The organism is Fibrobacter sp. UWB12 (assembly GCF_900142485.1).
Taxonomy (GTDB): Bacteria; Fibrobacterota; Fibrobacteria; order Fibrobacterales; family Fibrobacteraceae; genus Fibrobacter.
Genome location: NZ_FRAZ01000007.1, coordinates 199,784 through 219,414, shown reverse-complemented (window position 1 = coordinate 219,414; position 19,631 = coordinate 199,784). Strand labels below are relative to the sequence as shown.

Below are 19,631 nucleotides of genomic sequence, written 5' to 3'. Positions count from 1 at the left end.
GTCGTTCGCCTCAACGACAAGGTTGAACGTATCGGTCTCGGTGAAACCACCGAATACGTCATTACCGGTGTTGAAATGTTCCGTAAGCTCCTCGATGACGCTCAGGCCGGTGACAACGTTGGCCTCCTCCTCCGTGGCGCTGAAAAGAAGGACATCGTCCGTGGCATGGTGCTCGCAGCTCCGAAGTCTGTCACTCCGCACACCGAATTTAAGGCTGAAATCTACGTTCTCACGAAGGACGAAGGTGGCCGCCACACGCCGTTCATGAATGGCTACCGTCCGCAGTTCTACTTCCGCACCACCGACGTTACTGGTACGATCCAGCTCCCGGAAGGTGTTGAAATGGTTACTCCGGGTGACACGGTCACGATTCACGTGAACCTCATTGCTCCGATCGCTATGGAAAAGCAGCTCCGCTTCGCTATCCGCGAAGGTGGCCGCACGGTTGGTGCAGGTTCTGTAACCGAAATCATCAAGTAATCAGGATAAAAAATGCCTAGAGAACTCATCGTGCTTGAATGCACAGAATGCAATCAGCGCAACTATGATTGCGACAAGAACAAGCGTCTTCATCCTTCCCGCGTGGAATACAAGAAGTACTGCCGCTTCTGCCGCAAGCATACTGTTCACAAGGAATCCAAGTAAGGAAGTCCGAATAGGTCGATAGCTCAATTGGTAGAGTCACGGTCTCCAAAACCGTTGGTTGGGGGTTCGAGTCCCTCTCGACCTGCTCACTTCCCGGAGAAAAAATGCGTAAGGTTCAGCAATATGTATCAGAATCTGTCCAAGAACTGAAACAGGTTACTTGGCCCACCTGGGAAGAACTTAAGGGTTCTACTCTTGTTGTAATGCTTTTCAGCGTTATCATGGGATTCTATATTGCAGGGCTCGATTTTGTGCTCTCTTGGATTGTAAATTTCATTATGGGTAGAGGTTAATGTATGGCCATGCAGTGGTATGCAGTTCACACCTTTACCGGTCAAGAAAACAATATCAAGAAACGCCTTGAGCAAATGATTGAGCGCGAAGGCGTTCAAGATAAATTTGGACGTATACTCGTACCTATCCGCGAAGTTGTTTCCAACGTTCGCGGTAAGCGTCGTGTTAGCGTCCAAAATTTGTTTCCTGCATATATTATTATTGAAATGGAGCTGGACGAGCTCACCCAGCACCTGGTGTCCACCATCAATGGTGTCACCCATTTCGGCGGAATGACTCGCGCTTCTCGAGTACCTATTCCGCTTCGTCAGAGCGAGGTCGATCGTCTTCTGGGTGTTGATCCTGAAAACTCCATTGAAGGCGAGATCCAAATTCCGTACACAATTGGCGAAAATGTCTGCATCAAGGAAGGTCCTTTCAAGGGCTTTGTGGGCGTCGTAGATGAAATTATGGAAGCCAAGATCAAGGTCATGGTTTCCGTTTTTGGTCGTTCTACGCCAGTCGAACTCGCTTTTAACCAAGTCGAATCCGCCGACGCATAATTGATACGGTCTTTGAAACGGAGATAATACAGTGGCAAAGAAAATCACAGGTTATATTAAGCTCCAGATTCCCGGTGGCGCAGCTAACCCAGCTCCTCCGGTAGGTCCTGCCCTTGGTCAGAAGGGCGTGAACATCATGGAGTTCTGCAAACAGTTTAACGCTAAGACCCAGAACGACAAGGGCATGATTGTGCCGGTTGTCATCACGGTCTACGCTGACAAGAGCTTCACCTTCATCACGAAGGTCTCGCCGGTTCCGGCCCTCATCAAGAAGGCTACTGGCGTGCAGAGTGGCTCTGGTGAACCCAACCGTAAGAAAGTTGGCAAGATCACTCAAGCCCAGATCACGGAAATCGCCCAAAAGAAGATGCCGGATCTAAACACAATCGACCTCGAAGCCGCCAAGCGCATGGTTGCGGGCACTGCTCGTTCCATGGGTATTGAAGTGGTTGACTGAGGCAGGTAATTCACCGTTACGTATCTGACAGGAAAATTTCATGTTCAGAGGAAAAAAATACAAAAAGATTGCTGAATCTTTCGATCGCACCAAAGCGTACGATTTGAAGGAAGCAATCGAAATACTCAAAAAGTCCGAATTGAAGTTCGACCAGACGGTCGAAGTACACTTCAATCTCGGTGTGGACCCAAAACATTCCGACCAAGTGGTTCGTGGCACAGTCGTGCTTCCGCATGGTACCGGTCGTCAGGTCCGCGTCTTGGTGTTCTGCAAGGATAACAACCTTGAAGTTGCCAAAGCCGCAGGTGCTGACTACGCTGGTGGTGCCGACTTGGTTCAGAAGATTCAGGAAGGCTGGCTGGACTTTGACGCCGTCGTTGCTACTCCCGACATGATGCCGGTGATTAGTAAGGTCGCACGTGTCCTCGGTCCTCGTGGTATGATGCCGAGCCCCAAGGCTGGTACGGTGACTGTTAACGTCGCTCAGACCGTCAAGGAACTCAAGGCCGGTAAGATTTCCTACCGCGTTGACAAGGGCGCTAACGTCCACGCTCCGGTTGGCAAGCTTTCCTTCACTGCCGATCAGCTCGTTGAAAACACGAAGTCTGTTATCGACTCTGTTGTGAAGAACAAGCCTCAATCTTCTAAGGGCACTTACATCAAGAGCCTCACTTTGACGGCTACGATGGCCCCGGGCATCAAACTTGATATGGCACTGACGCGCTAGGAGAAACCATGAAAGCTGTAGTTAAAAAACAACAGACCGTGGACGCGCTCGTCGAGTCCTTCAAGGGCGCTACCGCCGTCTATCTGCTCAATTTCCAGGGCATCACTGTCGATAAGGACAATGCCCTCCGCAAGGCCCTCGCTGCTAAGGGTGTCAAGTACCACGCTGTGAAGAACACTCTTCTCAAGCGCGTGCTCGAAGCTCTCAAGGTTGAAGGTCTCAACGACTCCCTCACTGGCGCAACGTCTGTGATGGTCGGTTTCGAAGAAGACCCGCTCCTGCCGGCTCGCGAAATTGAAGCATTCCACAAAGCAAACCCTGATTTCTTGGTTGCCAAGAGCATTTACCTTGATGGCAAGGCAATGCCGGGCTCCGAAGTCGTGAACCTCTCTAAGATTCCGGATCGTAAGGGCATGATCGCAATGATCGTCTCCATCGCTCTCGGACCGGGCTCCACGATTGCCGGTCAGCTCAAGACCCTCCAGGAAAAGCTGGAAAAAGAATCGGGTTCCGAAGCAGCCCCTGCTGCAGCGGAAGCTTAACAACAAACCACAAACCAAAAATTTTAAACGGAATAATCGGAGAAACACATCATGGCAACTGATATCAAGGCATTGGGCGATCAAATCGTTGGTCTTACCCTTCTCGAAGCCAAGGCTTTGGCTGACTACCTTAAAGAAACCCACGGCATCGAAGCCGCTGCCGGTGGCGCTGTAGTTATGGCTGCAGCTGCTGCAGCTCCTGCTGAAGAAAAGACCGAATTCGACGTCATCCTCGCCGAAATCGATCCGGCTAAGAAGATGGCTATCCTCAAGGAAGTTCGCGCTATCACGGGTCTCGGCCTCGCTGAAGCTAAGAAGGTCGTCGAAACTGCCAACAGCGTCATCAAGGAAGCTGCACCGAAGGCTGACGCCGAAGCTCTCAAGAAGAAACTCGAAGAACTCGGAGCAAAGGTTACCCTTAAGTAATGCTTTTGCTGCATTAATTCTTCCTTACCAATTGCCTGCACGACAGTGCGGGCTTTTGGTGTTTTTTGACTATTATTAGGCTCTTCACCGGATGAGGTATTTCTAATGACGACGGAGCGAAAGTCTTATTCCTCCAACAAGTTCCACCTGGAACTCCCGTACCTGATCGAAGTCCAGAAGGCTTCGTACGAGCAATTCCTTCAAAAGGACATTCCGCAAGAAAAAAGGATGAACGTCGGGCTTGAACGCGTGTTCCGCGATATCTTCCCGATCACCGATGACAAGGATTTGTATTCCTTGAAGTATGAAGGATATTATTTCGGCATCCCGAAATACAGCATCCCCGAATGCCGTGAGCGTGGTCTCACGTATTCCATGGAACTTTTCGCAACTCTCTCCCTCCAGGTGTTTGAAAAGGACGGAGAAGAAAGCAAGCTCAAGGAAGAAATCAAGAACGATGTCTTGGTTTGCGAACTTCCTATCATGACCGAGAACGGAACGTTTATCATTAACGGCGCCGAACGCGTCGTCGTTTCGCAGTTGCACCGTTCTCCTGGTGTGAGCTTTGACGAAGAAATGCAACCCAACGGCCGCTCCGACTACAAGAGCCGTATTATTCCGCATCGCGGCGCATGGGTTGAATTCAACACCGAAGGCGACATCCTTTACCTCATCATTGACCGCAAGAAGAAGCTCGCCGCTACCGCTATGCTTCGCTGCATCGGTTTCGAAACGACTCAGGACATCTTGAACCTCTTCTACAAGAAGACCGATGAAATTGTCCTCGACGATGCCGCATTTAACGACTTTGACAAGGAAGGTGTCTGCACCCTCATCAACCGCATCATCTTCAATGATGTGATTGACGAAGAAACGGGTGAAATCATCCTCGAAGCCAACACTGTTATCGACGACAAGAAGCTCGAACGTCTCCGTGAAAGCAGTGTCGAAAAGATTACTGTGCTCTCGAAGGAAGAAGACAACCTCCTCATCCACTACACTCTCGCTGCCGACAAGACCAAGTCCCGCGAAGACGCTCTCAAGGCTGTCTACTCCGTGACCCACCAGCAGCAGGAAGAAGCTCCGAACCTCCAGACTGCCGAACGCTATTTCGACGAACTCTTCCTCAACGACCCGCACAAGTACGATCTTGGCGAAGTCGGTCGTTACCGCTTGAACGCAAAGGTCTATACCGCTGCTATTCTTGCCAAGGTTAAGGAAGTTGCCGAACGCTTCGATCGCGTCAACGAATTCAAGATGCCGTCTGTGACCCAGATGACGATGAGCAAGACTGACTTCCTTGCTATCATCGAATACATGGTCGGCCTCTTCAACGGCGACGAAGGCTATACTCTTGACGATATCGACCACTTGGGCAACCGCCGTACACGTTCTGTGGGCGAACTCCTTGCCGGTCAGATTTCCGTCGGCCTTTCCCGTATGTCTCGCGTCATCCGCGAAAACCTTTCTCTCCATTCCGAAGAAGAACAGACGACTCCGCGCGAACTTGTCAATACCCGCATGGTTTCTACTGTCGTCCAGGCATTCTTTGGCCAGAGCCAGTTGTCCCAGTTCATGGACCAGATGAACCCGCTTTCTGAACTTACTCACAAGCGTCGTCTCTCCGCTCTTGGTCCTGGTGGTCTTACCCGTGAACGTGCAGGCTTCGAAGTCCGTGACGTTCACTACACGCACTATGGCCGTCTCTGCCCGATTGAAACTCCGGAAGGTCCGAACATCGGTCTTATCAACTCCCTCGCTTCTTACGCCGTGGTGAACCACTTCGGCTTCATCGAAACTCCGTACCGTATCGTGGGTCTCGTTGAATTCAAGGACGCTCAGGGCAACAAGTGCTACTTCCCGGAAGAAAAGTGGCATTTCGGTATCTTCAAGGGCTTCGTTCATGATCCGCACCTCTTCGTGGAACTCGAACTCACCCAGAAGGAAATCGACACTGTTCGCTTGAACCTCGACAACCGCCAGCGCGAATTGTTCGAAGGCTTCGTGAACAAGGTCTTCCAGATCAAGGATGCCGACGGTAACGTTTCTTACAGCAAGAACGGTTTTGCTCTCGATGATTTCGACGGCACTCCGGACTACGTGCAGGTGGGCGACGTCGTGGAACAGATCGTTTCCGACTACATCAGCTATCTCACTGCTGACGAAGAAGACTCCTTCAAGGTTGCTCCGGCTTCTACCGAACTCGACGATGACAACCGCTTCAAGGGCGACATGGACGGCTACGTCATCGTCCGCGACAAGAGCGAATACCCGCACTTGATGAAGCAGGATTCCATCGCTATCGGCGACACCGAAACTGAACGTATCGACCTCATGGACGTGGCTCCGATGCAGATCGTGTCTGTCGCAGCAGGCCTCATCCCGTTCCTTGAACACGATGACGCTAACCGTGCTTTGATGGGTTCTAACATGCAGCGCCAGGCTGTGCCTCTGCTCCGCGCCGAAGCTCCGGTCGTGGGTACGGGTCTCGAACGCCGCGCCGCTCTCGACTCGGGTACGGTTGTCCGTGCTAAGCACGACGGTCGCGTGACCTTCGTTGACGCTCGCAACATTACTGTGCAGCGTGGCAAGATGGTGAACGGTGTATTTGAACCGCTTACCGGTCTCGGTGAAAATTATGAATTCCTCGGCAAGGATCCGATTGACGAATACAAGCTCCGCAAGTTTGAACGTTCCAACCAGGATTCCTGCATTAACCAGAAGCCGATTGTGAACGTTGGTGACTTTGTGAAGGTCGGCGACGTCTTGGCTGACGGTGTTTCTACTGACCACGGCGAACTCGCTCTCGGTAAGAACATCCTCATCGGCTTCCTCCCGTGGAACGGTTATAACTACGAAGACGCTGTCATTATTTCCGAAGAACTCGCTATCAAGGACACGTTCACTTCTATCCATATCGAAGAATACGAAATGGAAGTGCGTGACACCAAGCGCGGTCCGGAAGAATTGACTCGCGAAATTCCGAACGTCGGTGAAGACGCTCTCCGTAACCTCGACGAAAACGGCGTTATCCGCGTCGGTGCTGAAGTCGGTCCGGACGATATCCTCGTCGGTAAGGTTACCCCGAAGGGCGAAACCGAACTCACTCCGGAAGAACGTTTGCTCCGTGCAATCTTCGGCGAAAAGGCCGGCGATGTGCGCGATTCCTCTCTCAAGGCTCCTCCGGGAATGAAGGGCGTCGTGCTCGAAACCCGTATCTTCAGCAAGAAGGACAAGGCCGACAAGAAGAGCAAGGAAAAGGATCAGGAAACCATCGAAGAAATTCGTATGAATTTCCAGAGCCAGATTGACCGCATCAAGGATGCATGCCGTGAACACTTGTTCGACCTCCTCGCAGGCAAGTCTGCTGGCAAGGTCATGGACAACGAAACTCATGAACTCTTGATCCGCGAAGGTCAGACTTATAACGAACAGAACCTCAAGTTCATCGACGTCACGAAGGTTTCTCCGCTCTCCACGTTCGTTGTGGATGACGATGACCTCCAGGACAAGGTGCTCTCTCTCGTTCTCGTTGCCCGCGACAACCTCGATACCCTTACCCGCACGATGGAAAAGGAAATCGACAAGGTCACGAAGGGTGACGAACTCAAGCCGGGCGTTCTCAAGAGCGTCAAGGTCTACATCGCGAAGAAGCGCTGCCTCTCCATTGGTGACAAGATGGCTGGTCGCCACGGTAACAAGGGTGTCGTTTCGAGAATCGTTCCGGTCGAAGACATGCCGTTCACTGAAGACGGTCGTCCGCTCCAGATTCTTCTGAACCCGCTAGGCGTGCCTTCTCGTATGAACATCGGTCAGGTGCTTGAAGTTCACTTGGGCTGGGCTGCAAAGACTCTCGGCTTCAAGGTGACGACTCCTGTGTTCGACGGTGCTAAGTTCGAAGATATCTGCAAGGAACTCGAAAAGGCTTACCAGAAGAACCCGATCGTGAACTACGAAATGGATCCGGAAAACAACAAGATTATCGGTAAGGCCAAGCTTTACGACGGCAAGACCGGTGAAGCCCTCCTCAACCCGGTGACCATCGGTTACATGTACTACCTCAAGCTCGGTCACTTGGTCGACGACAAGATCCACGCACGTTCTATCGGTAGCTACGCTCTCGTGACGCAGCAGCCTCTCGGCGGTAAGAGTCAGTTCGGTGGCCAGCGCTTCGGTGAAATGGAAGTGTGGGCTATGGAAGCTTACGGTGCCGCATACACGTTGCAGGAACTCCTCACCGTCAAGTCTGACGATGTGCAGGGCCGTTCCAAGGTCTATGACGCCATTGTCAAGGGTCAGAATACGCCGAAGCCGGGTATCCCTGAATCCTTCAATGTTATGATTCGCGAAGTTCATTCTTTGGGTCTTGATATCGAGACCACTGGAGACAAGTAATTATGGCTGAAGAAATGACTGAACAGTTTGGCGACATTTCTATTCATCTCGCCTCTCCGGACCTGATCCGTTACTGGTCCTATGGCGAAGTGACAAAGCCGGAAACGATTAACTACCGTTCCTTCAAGCCTGAAAAGGATGGTCTTTTCTGCGAAAAGATCTTTGGACCGGTTAAGAACTGGGAATGCAACTGCGGTAAGTTCAAGCGCATCCGCTACAAGGGCGTTATCTGCGACCGTTGCGGCGTTGAAGTGACTCACTCCAAGGTCCGTCGCGAACGCATGGGCCACATCGAACTTGCTATTCCTCTGACCCACACTTGGTTCGTCCGTAACCAGCCGTGCGTCATTGGTGCACTTCTCAACCTCAATACTAAGGACCTCGACCATATCATCTACTACGAAAAGTACGTGGTGATTGATCCGGGTACGACCGACCTCGAACCGAACTCCCTGATCGACGAAGCTCAGTATCAGGACCTCGTTGCCGAAGGCCGTGAATTTGAAGCCAAGATGGGCGCATCTGCTATCAAGCAGTTGCTCGACCGTGTCGACTTGACCAAGCTTTCCGAAGAACTCCGCTTGCAGGCTACTTCCAAGTCCAAGACCAAGCAGGACGATGCCGTGAAGCGCCTCAAGGTTGTCGAAGCCTTCAAGAAGTCCCAGATGGAAAGCTTCCGCAGCTACTACAAGAATCCGGATCCGGCCCGCGACGCAAGCAAGGCTTGGCTCAAGGGTCTTGCCGAAGCTGTTGCCGAATTCAAGGTAGATTACGAAGCCAAACACTCTGACTTTGTGCTTGCCGACGCCTACGAAGAATTCCGCCACAAGTATCCGAACGAAGCTCGTTTGCTCGCTAACCAGCCGTCTTGGATGATTCTCGACGTTCTTCCGGTTATCCCGCCTGATCTTCGTCCGCTCGTACCGCTCGAAGGTGGCCGCTTTGCTACCTCCGACTTGAACGAACTCTATCGCCGTGTCATCAACCGCAACAACCGCTTGAAAAAGTTGATCGACATCCGTGCCCCTAACGTGATTCTCTGCAACGAAAAGCGTATGCTCCAGGAAGCTGTCGACCAGCTGTTCGATAGCGGCCGCCGCACCGCTCGTGCAGGTTCTGCACGTCCGCTCAAGAGCCTCGCCGAACTCCTCAAGGGTAAGCAGGGCCGCTTCCGTATGAACTTGCTCGGTAAGCGTGTTGACTACTCCGGCCGTTCCGTGATTGTCGTGGGACCGGAACTTCGCATGCACCAGTGCGGTCTCCCGAAGCGCATGGCTCTTGAACTTTACAAGCCGTTCATCATCCAGCGCTTGGAAGAAGAAGGCATTGTCTACACGCTCAAGTCTGCTAAGAAGTACGTTGACGCAGAACGTCCTGAAGTTTGGGACATTCTCGAACAGATTATTGAAGACCACCCGGTCATGTTGAACCGTGCTCCGACGCTTCACCGCTTGGGTATCCAGGCATTCTATCCGAAGCTCATCGAAGGTAACGCGATTCGCCTCCACCCGCTCGTCTGTACAGCATTCAACGCTGACTTCGACGGTGACCAGATGGCTGTGCATCTTCCGCTTTCTTTCGAAACTCAGCTCGAATGCCGCGTGTTGATGCTTTCTTCGAACAACATTCTTCACCCGGCTTCCGGTCAGCCGATTGCTGTGCCGGGCCAGGACATCGTGCTTGGTCTGTACTACCTCACTAAGCCGCGTCCGAACCGCAAGGGTGAAGGCATGCACTTCTACGACCCGGCCGAAGCCATCCGCGCTTACGAAAACGACGTCGTGGATTTGAACGCCAATGTTTACCTCAAGCTCCCGGCAGGTCGCAAGATCTATATGGGCGCTGTCGAAAAGGACTGCACCTGCATCCGCGAAATGGCCGACGACAATGGCAACATCGAAGTCCAGGTCAAGGCTGGCGAAAAGGTCAAGTTCCTTACCCTCAAGGAAGACAACGTCATCAAGACGACTGTCGGCCGTATCATCTTCAACGAATTTGTTCCGAACGCTCTTGGCTACGCCAACGAAACCTTCGGCAAGAAGGTGATTGCAAAGTCCATTGACGATCTCTATCGTCGTACCGGCAACCGCGTGACTGTCGACTACCTCGACGATCTCAAGGCCAACGGTTACAAGTGGGCAACGCGCGCTGGTTCCTCCGTGGCTATCGCCGAAATGGTTATCCCGAAGGAAAAGCAGGAAATGCTTGACAAGGCTGCCGAACAGGTTTCCAAGATTCGCGCCCTTTACGAAGACGGTGTCATTACTGACGGTGAACGTTATAACCAGACGATTGACGTGTGGTCCAAGACAACGTCCGACGTTGCTGCCAAGCAGTGGGACTTGCTCTCTCACGACCGTGACGGTTTCAACCCGGTCTATATGATGGCTGACTCCGGCGCTCGTGGTAGCCGCGAACAGATTAAGCAGCTGTCCGGTATGCGTGGTTTGATGCAGAAGCCGATCAAGCAGCTCGGTGGTCAGGAAGTTATTGAAAACCCGATTAAGTCCTGCTTCCGTGAAGGCTTGAACGTGATGGAATACTTCATTTCGTCTCACGGTGCTCGTAAGGGTCTTGCTGATACCGCTCTTAAGACGGCTGACGCTGGTTACCTTACCCGTCGTCTCGTTGACGTGGGCCAGGACCTCGTGATTACCGAACCGGACTGCGGAACTACCGATGGTATCGAAGTTTCTGCATTCAAGGACGGTGACGATACTGTCATTCCTCTTGAAGAACGTCTCCTCGGTCGCGCTCCGGTCGAAGACATCAAGCACCCGGTTACCGGCGAAGTGATTGTCAAGGCTGGCGAACTCGTTACCGAACGTGACCTCCCGAAGATTTCTGCTACAGGTCTCGAACACATCAAGATGCGTTCTGTGCTTACCTGTAACTCGAAGACAGGCGTTTGCGCCAAGTGCTACGGCCGTATGCTTGCTTCCGGTCGTCCGGTTGACCTCGGCGAAGCTGTTGGTGTGCTCGCTGCACAGTCCATCGGTGAACCGGGTACGCAGCTTACCCTCCGTACGTTCCATATCGGTGGTGCTTCCTCCCGTCTTACTGTCGAAAGCGACAAGAAGGCAGCAGTCGATGGCCACGTCGAACTCGAACAGGTCGAAACGGTGGACCACGAAGGCCAGAAGGTCGTCGTCTCCCGTATGGGCGAACTCGTTATCTTCGACAATACCGGCATCAACAAGGGCCGTTACCAGATTCCGTACGGTGCAATCTTGCACGTCGAAAACAATGCTACCGTCAAGAAGGGCGAAAGCATGTTCGAATGGGATCCGTATAACAGCCCGATTATCACGAACGTGTCCGGTACGATCGCATTTAGCAATCTTATTGAAAACAGAACTTACCGTATTGAACGCGATGAAATGACCGAAGTCGAAACTTGGATCGTCATCAGCGACAAGCAACACGGTAAGAACCAATTGCGTCCGGTCATCATCATCAATGATGAACGTGGCGAAAAGGTTGGCCACTTCATGTTGCCTGACGGCGCTATCCTCGCCGTGCATCAGGGTGACCGCGTTACTTCCGGTCAGGTTATCGCAAAGCTTCCGCGTGCAGCTGGTAAGACCCGCGATATTACCGGTGGTCTTCCGCGCGTCGCTGAACTCTTCGAAGCTCGTGTTCCGAAGAACAAGGCATTCATCGCACCGGTTGACGGTCTCGTCAAGTACGGTAACGAAGTGCGCAACAACCAAGAAGTTATTATTCAGCAGATGGATGGCAACGAAGTGAAAGTGCTGGTTCCGCGTGGTATCCATCTGGCGGTCAATGACGGTGACCGTGTCCGTGCTGGTCAGAAGATCAGCGAAGGCAGTGTGGACCCGCACGATATCCTCGACGTTCTCGGACCCGAGGATGTGCAGCGCCACTTGGTGAACGAAATCCAGGCAGTTTACCGCCTGCAAGGTGTGGCTATTGCAGATAAGCACATCGAATGTATCGTTCGTCAGATGATGCGTAAGGTCCGCATTTTGGATCCGGGTGAATCGGATCTCTTGCCGGGCGAAGAAATTTCCAAGACCCGTCTCCGTACCGAAAACGAACGTCTGCGCGCTCTCGGTAAGGCTGAAGCTAAGTATCAACCGATGCTCCTTGGTATCACTAAGGCTTCCTTGGCAACGGACAGCTTCATTTCTGCAGCTTCCTTCCAGGAAACCCAAAAAATCCTTACCCGCGCCTCCATCGAAGGCTGCGTGGATCCGCTCATGGGTCTTAAGGAAAACGTGATTATGGGTCGACTTATTCCGTGCGGTACTGGTGCCCGTCACTTGAGGAACGTCCAAGTGATCGATGCCGATGCCGACGAAATGGAAGAACGCTCTCGTTTGCAGAATGTACAGGCTGAAAATTACGAATCTGGTTCCGGAATCCAGCTCTTGGATAACGAAATCGGCTCTTCTGACGAGGAAGATTCAGATAATTAACAGCTAAGTACTTGAAATATTTGGAAATAAAACTATATTTGCACTCCAAAATCTAGGAGATTAAACAGTGCCAACTATTCAACAGCTCGTCCGTAACGGACGTGAACAGATCAGCAACAGGACCGCTTCCGTAGCTTTGAAGTCCTGCCCCCAGAAGCGCGGCGTTTGCACCCGTGTTTACACCAGCACCCCGAAGAAGCCGAACTCCGCTCTTCGTAAGATTGCCCGTGTGCGCCTCTCCAACAAGATGGAAGTTACCGCTTACATCCCGGGTGAAGGCCACAACCTCCAGGAACACTCCATCGTGCTCATCCGCGGTGGTCGTGTGAAGGACGTTCCGGGTGTTCGTTACCACATCATCCGTGGTACGCTCGATACCCAGGCAGTCAACGGCCGTCAGAACGGTCGCTCCAAGTACGGTGTTAAGAAGAAAGGTGCCGCTCCGGCCAAGAAGTAAGGAAGTAATCTATGTCTAGAAGAAGAAAGGCTCTCCATCGCTCCATCCTCCCGGATCCGCGTTTCCACTCCACGCTCGTCACTGAACTCGTCGGTGTCGTGCTCAAGCAGGGTAAGAAGACCATCGCTGAACAGATCGTCTACACCGCTCTCGACCTCCTCGACAAGAAGGTTGAAGGCAAGGAAACCCCGCTCGAAAAGTTCGAACTCTGCCTTGAAAACATCAAGCCGCGTGTCGAAGTCAAGTCCCGTCGCGTTGGTGGTGCAAACTACCAGGTCCCGATGGAAGTTGCTCCGGATCGCGCCAAGGCTCTCGCTCTCCGCTGGCTCCTCGATGCAGCTCGTAACCGCAACGAAGCCAACATGGCAGAACGTCTTGCAGCAGAACTCGTTGCCGCTAAGAACAGCGAAGGCAACGCAGTCCGTAAGAAGAACGATACGCACAAGATGGCCGAAGCCAACAAGGCTTTCGCCCACTTCCGTTTCTAATTCTTGCGCGCAAGCACAGAATTATCCTAGAGGAAGGTCCGCGACAAAATCGCGGACCTTTTCTGCTTTTGTTGGATAAATTTTGTATTTATGTTGTATATGAAGTTTCTACGAAATTTTTGTTTGCTGGCGGTGACGTTTGTAGCTCTCCTTTGCGGGTGCTCTGAGTCTAATGAAGATGATTTGAAAAGCGCAAAGCGGTTTGAAGAGCTGAAGGTTCTGCCTCTGGATACGGTTCTTTCGCGTGCGTTTGCGTTTTACGAGCAGTATCAGGCGACGAATGACACGTTGCTTCGCGATTCCATGGACGATTACAAAAGTCATTTCATTGCAAGGTGGAAAAGGTCTACGGATTCTCTTTGCGGAACGATTCCGGCAGATGATTCCCTGGCGGCTGATTTACGCGAAATCAATGAAGCGGTTTCGAAATATTTTTTTGAATATCATATTAAACACATGTATTGGTTTATGCTTGATACAGCAAAGCGTGAATCCCTTCTTGGGAAGGTAGATAGTACACAAAAAGTAGAACTGACGGCGCCTGGGTGGAGATGGGATACTAGGGAAGAAGATGAAGCGACGATTATGGGTATTCCGTTTGAAGAGGCTTTGTCGGTCTTGAAAAAGGATTCTACTAGTGTATTTAAAGTCGTTTATTTTATTCAAACGCTGCAGGTGCATTATGTTGATACTGTAGCCGCAGATATGAATGCTTTGCTGAAGATAAATCCGTTCGGTATAAAGCAGAGTGAAAGGAAAGAAGCGAAATCTGCCTGCATGGAAAAAACTCCGATAGGCCAGCAGGTTCTTGTTCTAAACAAGGAATATGAATCGCTATTGAACATTTTTATGAAAACGAAAGCCCATGGGGATCGCCGTTTTTTGATGTGGGAGATTCCCGTTTTGCCGTATATTGATGATGATGATGATTTTTTCTTTCACTCATACCCGGCCGTATCGAGTGCGGTATTTAACAAGGGCCGGGATATGGTAAACTTGAGTGTGAGTGACGGCTATGGCCGAGGAAGCTTTTACTACCTATCCAAGCAATCAGGAAAATGGGAAGTTGTAATGATTCGAAACGGCTGGATATCGTAAAATATCGATTTATCTCTTTTTGCCCTTAGAATTCGCCTTCATCTTCTTGATTCCCGCCTTCCAGGCGTTGACGGCATCTTGTGAGGTGTTGAGCGCCCAGTCGCCTTCGTAGTCTTTGCTTTGGCTGAACCACATCACGGCGAAAACGCGTGAGTAGTCGGTGCGGAAATGCTCGAACATGTCGGCAATCCATTTGGCCTTGCTGCCGCCTTTTTCGGAGCTGGAGATTTCGGCAATGAAGAGCGGCTTGTTTATATTTGCGAGAGCCTTGTAGGCATCGTCGAAGACTTGTGCAAAGGACTTCCAGCTGGACCAGCTTTGGCTCTTGCCCCAGTTGTACCCGTCAATGGAAATGTAATCCACAAATTCGTCGCCGGGATAGTTGCCCGTGAGCGTGGCGCCTTCGCCGTGGTTCGTGACGTTTGTGGTCCAGACCCACTTGACGTTCTTCACGTTTTCTTCGCGAAAAATCTTGACGATGCGGCGGAATGCTTCGGCAACATTTGCATCGGTATTCCCGGCGCCTTTTTTGCCCACGCCCCAGTCGTACCAGTCGCCGTTCGCTTCGTGCAGGGGGCGCAACCAGATTTCTTCACTGTAATTTTTGACGCCCTTTGCGAACTCTCGGATGTAGTTGTCCGTTTTACCGTCTACAATTTCTTGGGCGCTGTAGCCTTTGGGCATCCATGTGACGACTAGCGTCGATCCGTTTTCTTTTGCGATGTCTGCGTAAACTTGCACCCGCTTCCAGTCGTCCACGTCGAAAACTGCAAAGTAGCTGATAAGATCAAGATGAGCATCTTGCAAGTCTTGGAACGCCCGTACATTCTCTTTGGTGGGCTGCGGGGATTGTCCGGGGCCTCCGACCCAAGCGCCGATTTGGATCGCCATCGCTGCAACTGGCGCGGCGCAAAGAGACGTGAATAGTTTGTTGTTCATAAAGGCTCCGTTAAGTTTCTTGAACTGTTATATTTAAAAGATACTTTGAGCGCTTTCGAAGAGCCCGAACAAAAGCGCATAAAAAATTCAAAGTGTCTCTAGTGTTTGGCTTTGCGCGAGTTTGGTGCTGCGGAAAATCAGAATTATTGGTGATGTTCCCTTTTGCGTGCATACAAATAAAAAATCCCCACTCTAGCGTTTTGAAGGAGCTAGAATGGGGGTTGTCCAAGGAGTTTTATGAATAAGTTTTGTTTAGCGCTTCACGGATAACTTGTAAATGCTTCGCGTGCTTGCCTTGGGGGCGTCGATAGCGTGCACACCCGTGGTAAAGTGCTGCACCGGGCTCTGCCACAGGACGCGGCCCTGGTAGTCGAACTGCACGACGCTTGCCTTTAATGCTTTGCCGGTTTGCATGTAGAGCTTGCCGTCTTGCAGGCGAAAGGAACTGCTGGATGCCCTCCCGGCTGGCTTGATAGATGTGCTGCCTTCCAAGGCCTTCATCTTCGCGATGCCGGCTTTCCATGCATCAACTGCAGCCTGTGAAGTGTTGAGCGCCCAGTCGCCTTCGTTATCTTCCTTGCTCTGGCTGAACCACATCACTGCGAATACGCGGGAGAAGTCTGTAGCAAAGTGCTCGAACATGTCCGTAATCCATTCGGCCTTGTTACCGCCGAGTTCGGAGCTGGAAATTTCAGCAATGAAGAGCGGCTTGTTGATGTTCGCGAGTGCGTTGTATGCCTTCTTGAATACCTGCGAGAACGTCTGCCAGCTAGACCAGCTTTGGCATTTGCCCCAGTTGTAGCCGTCAATGGAAATGTAGTCCACGTATTCGTCGCCAGGGTAGTTGCCCGTAAGCGTGGAACCCTTTCCTGAGTTCGAAGCGTTCGTTGTCCAGACCCATTTGACGTTCGTAACGCCTTCTTCTTTGAAAATTTTCACGATATGGCGGAATGCTTCGGCGACATTTGCATCGGTGTTGCCGGCGCCTGCCTTGCCTACACCCCAGTCGTACCAGTCGCCGTTCGCTTCGTGGAGCGGCCTGAGCCAGATTTCTTCGCCATAGCCTTTAACACCCTTGGCGTAGTCGCGGATATATTCGTCGGCCTTGCCGTCCACCAAATCTTGCGCGTTATAGCCGTTTGCCATCCAGGTCACCACCAGCGTGGAACCATTGTCTTTCGCGACGTTTGCGTACTCTTCGGTTGCGTTCCAATCGTTGATGTCGAAGAGCGCAAAGTAACTGATGAGGTCGATATGTGTACCCTGCAAATCCTGGAATGCCTGCACGTTTTCTTGGGTGGGCTGCGGGTATTGGCCGGGGCCACCGACCCAGGCGCCGACTTGGAATGCTAAAGCGGTCATAGGCAAGATCCCCAATGTGAAGAGTAACGATTTGAACATGATAGCCTCGATTTTTGAAATGAGTTTTGTTTCCTTACATAAATTAGCTTACTAGGGGTTCCTTGTACCTGACATTTATGTATGTTTGTGCTATAGTGTATCTAGTGTTATATTTTTGAGGAGGGGGAGGTTTCCCCCTCGCTTCAGCCTTGCCCTGTGTCATCCTGAGCGAAGTCGAAGGATCCAGGGCAAGTCTTTCGCTACCCTCTCGCCTAAGGGGCTCCGCCCCCTAAAACCCCGGACGCATCAAAAAAATCGCACCCCTCACCCCCATTTATATATATTTACGAAACAAACTAACCCCCTCTCTACCTAGCGTTTTTATATGGCTATCAAGAAGAACGAACTCTACTCTTCTCTCTGGGAATCTTGTGACAAACTGCGCGGCGGCATGGACGCAAGTCAGTACAAGGACTACATTCTGACGCTCCTTTTTGTGAAGTACGTGACCGATAAGTTCAAGGGGCAGAAGTACGCCGATATCAACGTCCCGGCAGGTGGAAGCTTTGACGATCTCGTGGCACTCAAGAACAACAAGGACATTGGCGAAAAGATGGACAAGGCCATCGCGAAACTCGCCGAAGCGAACAACTTGACAGGCGTCATCGACAACGCAAAGTTCTTCGATAATTCCAAGTTCGGTAACGGCAAGGACATGGTCGACACCTTGACCGGCCTCGTGTCTATCTTTGAACGCCCGGAATTTAATTTCAGCAACAACAAGGCGGGCGGCGACGACATTCTAGGCGATGCCTACGAATACCTGATGCGTAACTTCGCTACCGAAAGTGGCAAGAGTAAGGGGCAGTTCTACACCCCGGCAGAAGTGAGTCGCATCTTGGCGAAAGTCATCGGCCTTGGGAAAGTCAAGAACAGAAACACTACCATTTACGACCCCGCGTGCGGTTCGGGCTCGCTCCTCATTCGCGCAGCCGACGAAGCCCCTTTCGACATCGCTATTTACGGCCAGGAAAAAGAAACCACGACGGCGGGCCTTGCAAAAATGAACCTGGTTCTTCACAACAAGGCAAGTGGCGAAATCAAGTCGGGCAACACGTTCTCGAACCCGCAATATTTGGACAACGGCGCGTTGAAGCGTTTCGACTTTGTCGTCGCGAATCCTCCGTTCTCGCTCAAGAACTGGACCGACGGCTTGCAGGAATTTGGCCGCTTCGACGGCTATGACGATCGCCCGCCCGAAAAGAACGGCGACTACGCCTGGCTTTTGCATATTCTCAAGTCGCTCAAGCCCACCGGCAAAGCGGCAGTGATTTTGCCCCACGGCGTGCTTTTCCGTGGCAACGCCGAAGAATCCCTCCGCAAAAACATCATCGACCGCGGTTACATCAAGGGCATTATTGGGCTCCCTGCGAACCTTTTCTACGGCACGGGCATTCCCGCCTGCATCATCGTGATGGACAAGGAAGACGCGGCTGAACGCCAGGGGAACAATGGCGGCATCTTCATGATTGATGCAAGCCATGACTTTGTGAAAGACGGCCCCAAGAACCGCCTGCGCGAACGCGACATCCACAAGATTGTGCAGACCTTCGTGAACCGCATCGAAGACGACCCCAAGTACGCGCGCTTTGTCCCGATGGAAGAAATCAAGGTCAAGAACGGCTACAATCTGAACATCCCGCGTTACATCGACAGCGGCGACGCCGAAGACGAGCAGTCCATCGACGCCCATTTGAACGGCGGCATCCCCGCGGGTGACGTGGATTCCTTAAAACGCTACTGGGATATTTTCCCGGGCCTCAAGAACAAACTCTTCAAGAAATTCCGTGCGGGCTATTACCAGCTCAAGGTAGAAAAAGACGAAATCCGTAGCGCAATCTTCAACGACGAAGAATTCAAGGCCTACGCCGAACAGATTGACAACGCCTTTGACACATGGCTCAAGAAGTCTTCCAAGAAGTTGATGAACATCGACGGCACGGTAGATGTGAAGAAGTTTATCATAGAACTTTCGGAATCGCTGATAGACGAATTCCGCCACATTGAACTCGTGGACTTTTACGACGTTTATCAGGTGCTGCTCGCCTATTGGCAAGAGACCATGAGCGACGACGTTTTCGTGCTCAAGTACGACGGCTACATGGCCGGTGCCGAAATCGTGAAAATCTTCAAGAAAGAATCTAAAAAGGACGACGGCAAGAAAAAGGCCGAGCCCAAGGAAATCGGCTGGGAAGGCAAACTCTTGCCCAAGACCGTCATCGAGCGCGTTTACTTTGCCAAGGAACAGGCCGAAATCGAACGTGCCGAACAAGTTGTCGCCGAAAGCGAATCCAGGCTCGAAGAATTCGTGGAAGAAAACAGCGGCGAAGGCAGCGTGCTGGCCGACTATGCCAAGGAAGAAAGCGAAGACCTGGACGCAAAGAAAATTGCCGTCAAGCTGAAGGAACTGAAAAAGCAGAAAACGACCGGCGAAGAATTTGAAGTACTCGCCAAATACACCGAACTTGCCACCACCGCGAAAAATCAGGCAGGCATTGTAAAGGAACTGAACAAGGCGCTGGACGAATCCGTCAAGGGCAAGTATGCAGAACTCACCGAAAAAGAAATCAAGGACCTGCTCGTGAAACAGAAGTGGAGCTTTGACATCTTTGAAGGAATCAAGAGCCTTTACGACACCACCAGCCACAAGATTGCAACCCGTGTGAGCGAACTCGCCGACCGCTACGAAAACACGCTCTCCGACCTAGAAACAACCGTCGCCGACTACGAAACCAAAGTCAAGAACCACCTCAAAGAAATGGGATTTGAGGTTTAAGT

The 19,631-nt window shown here is 51.7% G+C and carries 16 protein-coding genes and 1 tRNA gene; 15 read left to right on the top strand and 2 right to left on the bottom strand.

The features are described 5' to 3' along the window. The 14 genes from BUA34_RS12250 to BUA34_RS12185 all read left to right on the top strand — a co-directional run. Positions 1-480, top strand: a 480-nt coding sequence (locus BUA34_RS12250; protein WP_254794461.1) for an EF-Tu C-terminal domain-related protein, incomplete at its 5' end; no start/stop codon positions are given. A gap of 12 nt (positions 481-492) precedes the next feature. After that, on the top strand, positions 493-645 hold the full coding sequence (rpmG, locus tag BUA34_RS12245) for a 50S ribosomal protein L33 (protein WP_014545993.1): 153 nt from the start codon (positions 493-495) through the stop codon (positions 643-645). Positions 646-657: 12 nt separating this feature from the next. Beyond that, a tRNA-Trp gene (locus tag BUA34_RS12240) sits at positions 658-730 on the top strand. Between the two features lie 19 nt (positions 731-749). After that, positions 750-938: a preprotein translocase subunit SecE gene (gene secE / locus BUA34_RS12235; protein ID WP_014545992.1), complete on the top strand. Its 189-nt coding sequence runs from the start codon at positions 750-752 to the stop codon at positions 936-938. Positions 939-941: 3 nt separating this feature from the next. Beyond that, on the top strand, positions 942-1,481 hold the full coding sequence (gene nusG, locus BUA34_RS12230; protein WP_072829995.1) for a transcription termination/antitermination protein NusG: 540 nt from the start codon (positions 942-944) through the stop codon (positions 1,479-1,481). 31 nt (positions 1,482-1,512) lie between these two features. After that, positions 1,513-1,938: a 50S ribosomal protein L11 gene (gene rplK, locus BUA34_RS12225; protein ID WP_014545990.1), complete on the top strand. Its 426-nt coding sequence runs from the start codon at positions 1,513-1,515 to the stop codon at positions 1,936-1,938. Positions 1,939-1,978: 40 nt separating this feature from the next. After that, positions 1,979-2,665: a 50S ribosomal protein L1 gene (gene rplA, locus BUA34_RS12220; protein ID WP_014545989.1), complete on the top strand. Its 687-nt coding sequence runs from the start codon at positions 1,979-1,981 to the stop codon at positions 2,663-2,665. 8 nt (positions 2,666-2,673) lie between these two features. Further along, complete coding sequence (rplJ, locus tag BUA34_RS12215; protein WP_014545988.1) at positions 2,674-3,207, top strand: 50S ribosomal protein L10; 534 nt, start codon at positions 2,674-2,676, stop codon at positions 3,205-3,207. Between the two features lie 51 nt (positions 3,208-3,258). Further along, positions 3,259-3,633, top strand: a complete 375-nt coding sequence (gene rplL / locus BUA34_RS12210; RefSeq protein ID WP_015731969.1) for a 50S ribosomal protein L7/L12 — start codon at positions 3,259-3,261, stop codon at positions 3,631-3,633. A 105-nt stretch (positions 3,634-3,738) separates the two neighbouring features. Continuing rightward, a complete protein-coding gene (gene rpoB, locus BUA34_RS12205) occupies positions 3,739-8,028 on the top strand; it encodes a DNA-directed RNA polymerase subunit beta (RefSeq protein ID WP_072829993.1) in 4,290 nt (1,429 codons plus the stop codon). A gap of 2 nt (positions 8,029-8,030) precedes the next feature. Then, positions 8,031-12,470, top strand: a complete 4,440-nt coding sequence (gene rpoC, locus BUA34_RS12200; RefSeq protein ID WP_072829991.1) for a DNA-directed RNA polymerase subunit beta' — start codon at positions 8,031-8,033, stop codon at positions 12,468-12,470. A 67-nt stretch (positions 12,471-12,537) separates the two neighbouring features. Further along, positions 12,538-12,927 (top strand): 30S ribosomal protein S12, encoded by a 390-nt coding sequence (rpsL, locus tag BUA34_RS12195; RefSeq protein ID WP_015731968.1) that lies wholly within the window; start codon positions 12,538-12,540, stop codon positions 12,925-12,927. Between the two features lie 11 nt (positions 12,928-12,938). Further along, positions 12,939-13,415: a 30S ribosomal protein S7 gene (rpsG, locus tag BUA34_RS12190; RefSeq protein ID WP_072829989.1), complete on the top strand. Its 477-nt coding sequence runs from the start codon at positions 12,939-12,941 to the stop codon at positions 13,413-13,415. Positions 13,416-13,514: 99 nt separating this feature from the next. Next, the gene (locus BUA34_RS12185) at positions 13,515-14,513 is read left to right on the top strand and encodes a hypothetical protein (RefSeq protein WP_072830025.1); all 999 of its coding nucleotides are present in this window, start codon (positions 13,515-13,517) and stop codon (positions 14,511-14,513) included. Positions 14,514-14,522: 9 nt separating this feature from the next. Here BUA34_RS12185 and BUA34_RS12180 read toward each other — a convergent pair whose 3' ends face one another. After that, positions 14,523-15,452 (bottom strand): glycoside hydrolase family 26 protein, encoded by a 930-nt coding sequence (locus tag BUA34_RS12180; protein WP_083579786.1) that lies wholly within the window; start codon positions 15,450-15,452, stop codon positions 14,523-14,525. Between the two features lie 252 nt (positions 15,453-15,704). Further along, positions 15,705-16,853, bottom strand: a complete 1,149-nt coding sequence (locus tag BUA34_RS12175; protein WP_072829987.1) for a glycoside hydrolase family 26 protein — start codon at positions 16,851-16,853, stop codon at positions 15,705-15,707. A 325-nt stretch (positions 16,854-17,178) separates the two neighbouring features. Between BUA34_RS12175 and BUA34_RS12170 the strand changes: the two genes are divergently transcribed. Further along, positions 17,179-19,629, top strand: coding sequence for a type I restriction-modification system subunit M (locus BUA34_RS12170; RefSeq protein ID WP_072829985.1), 2,451 nt, complete (start codon positions 17,179-17,181; stop codon positions 19,627-19,629). Positions 19,630-19,631: the final 2 nt, after the last annotated feature.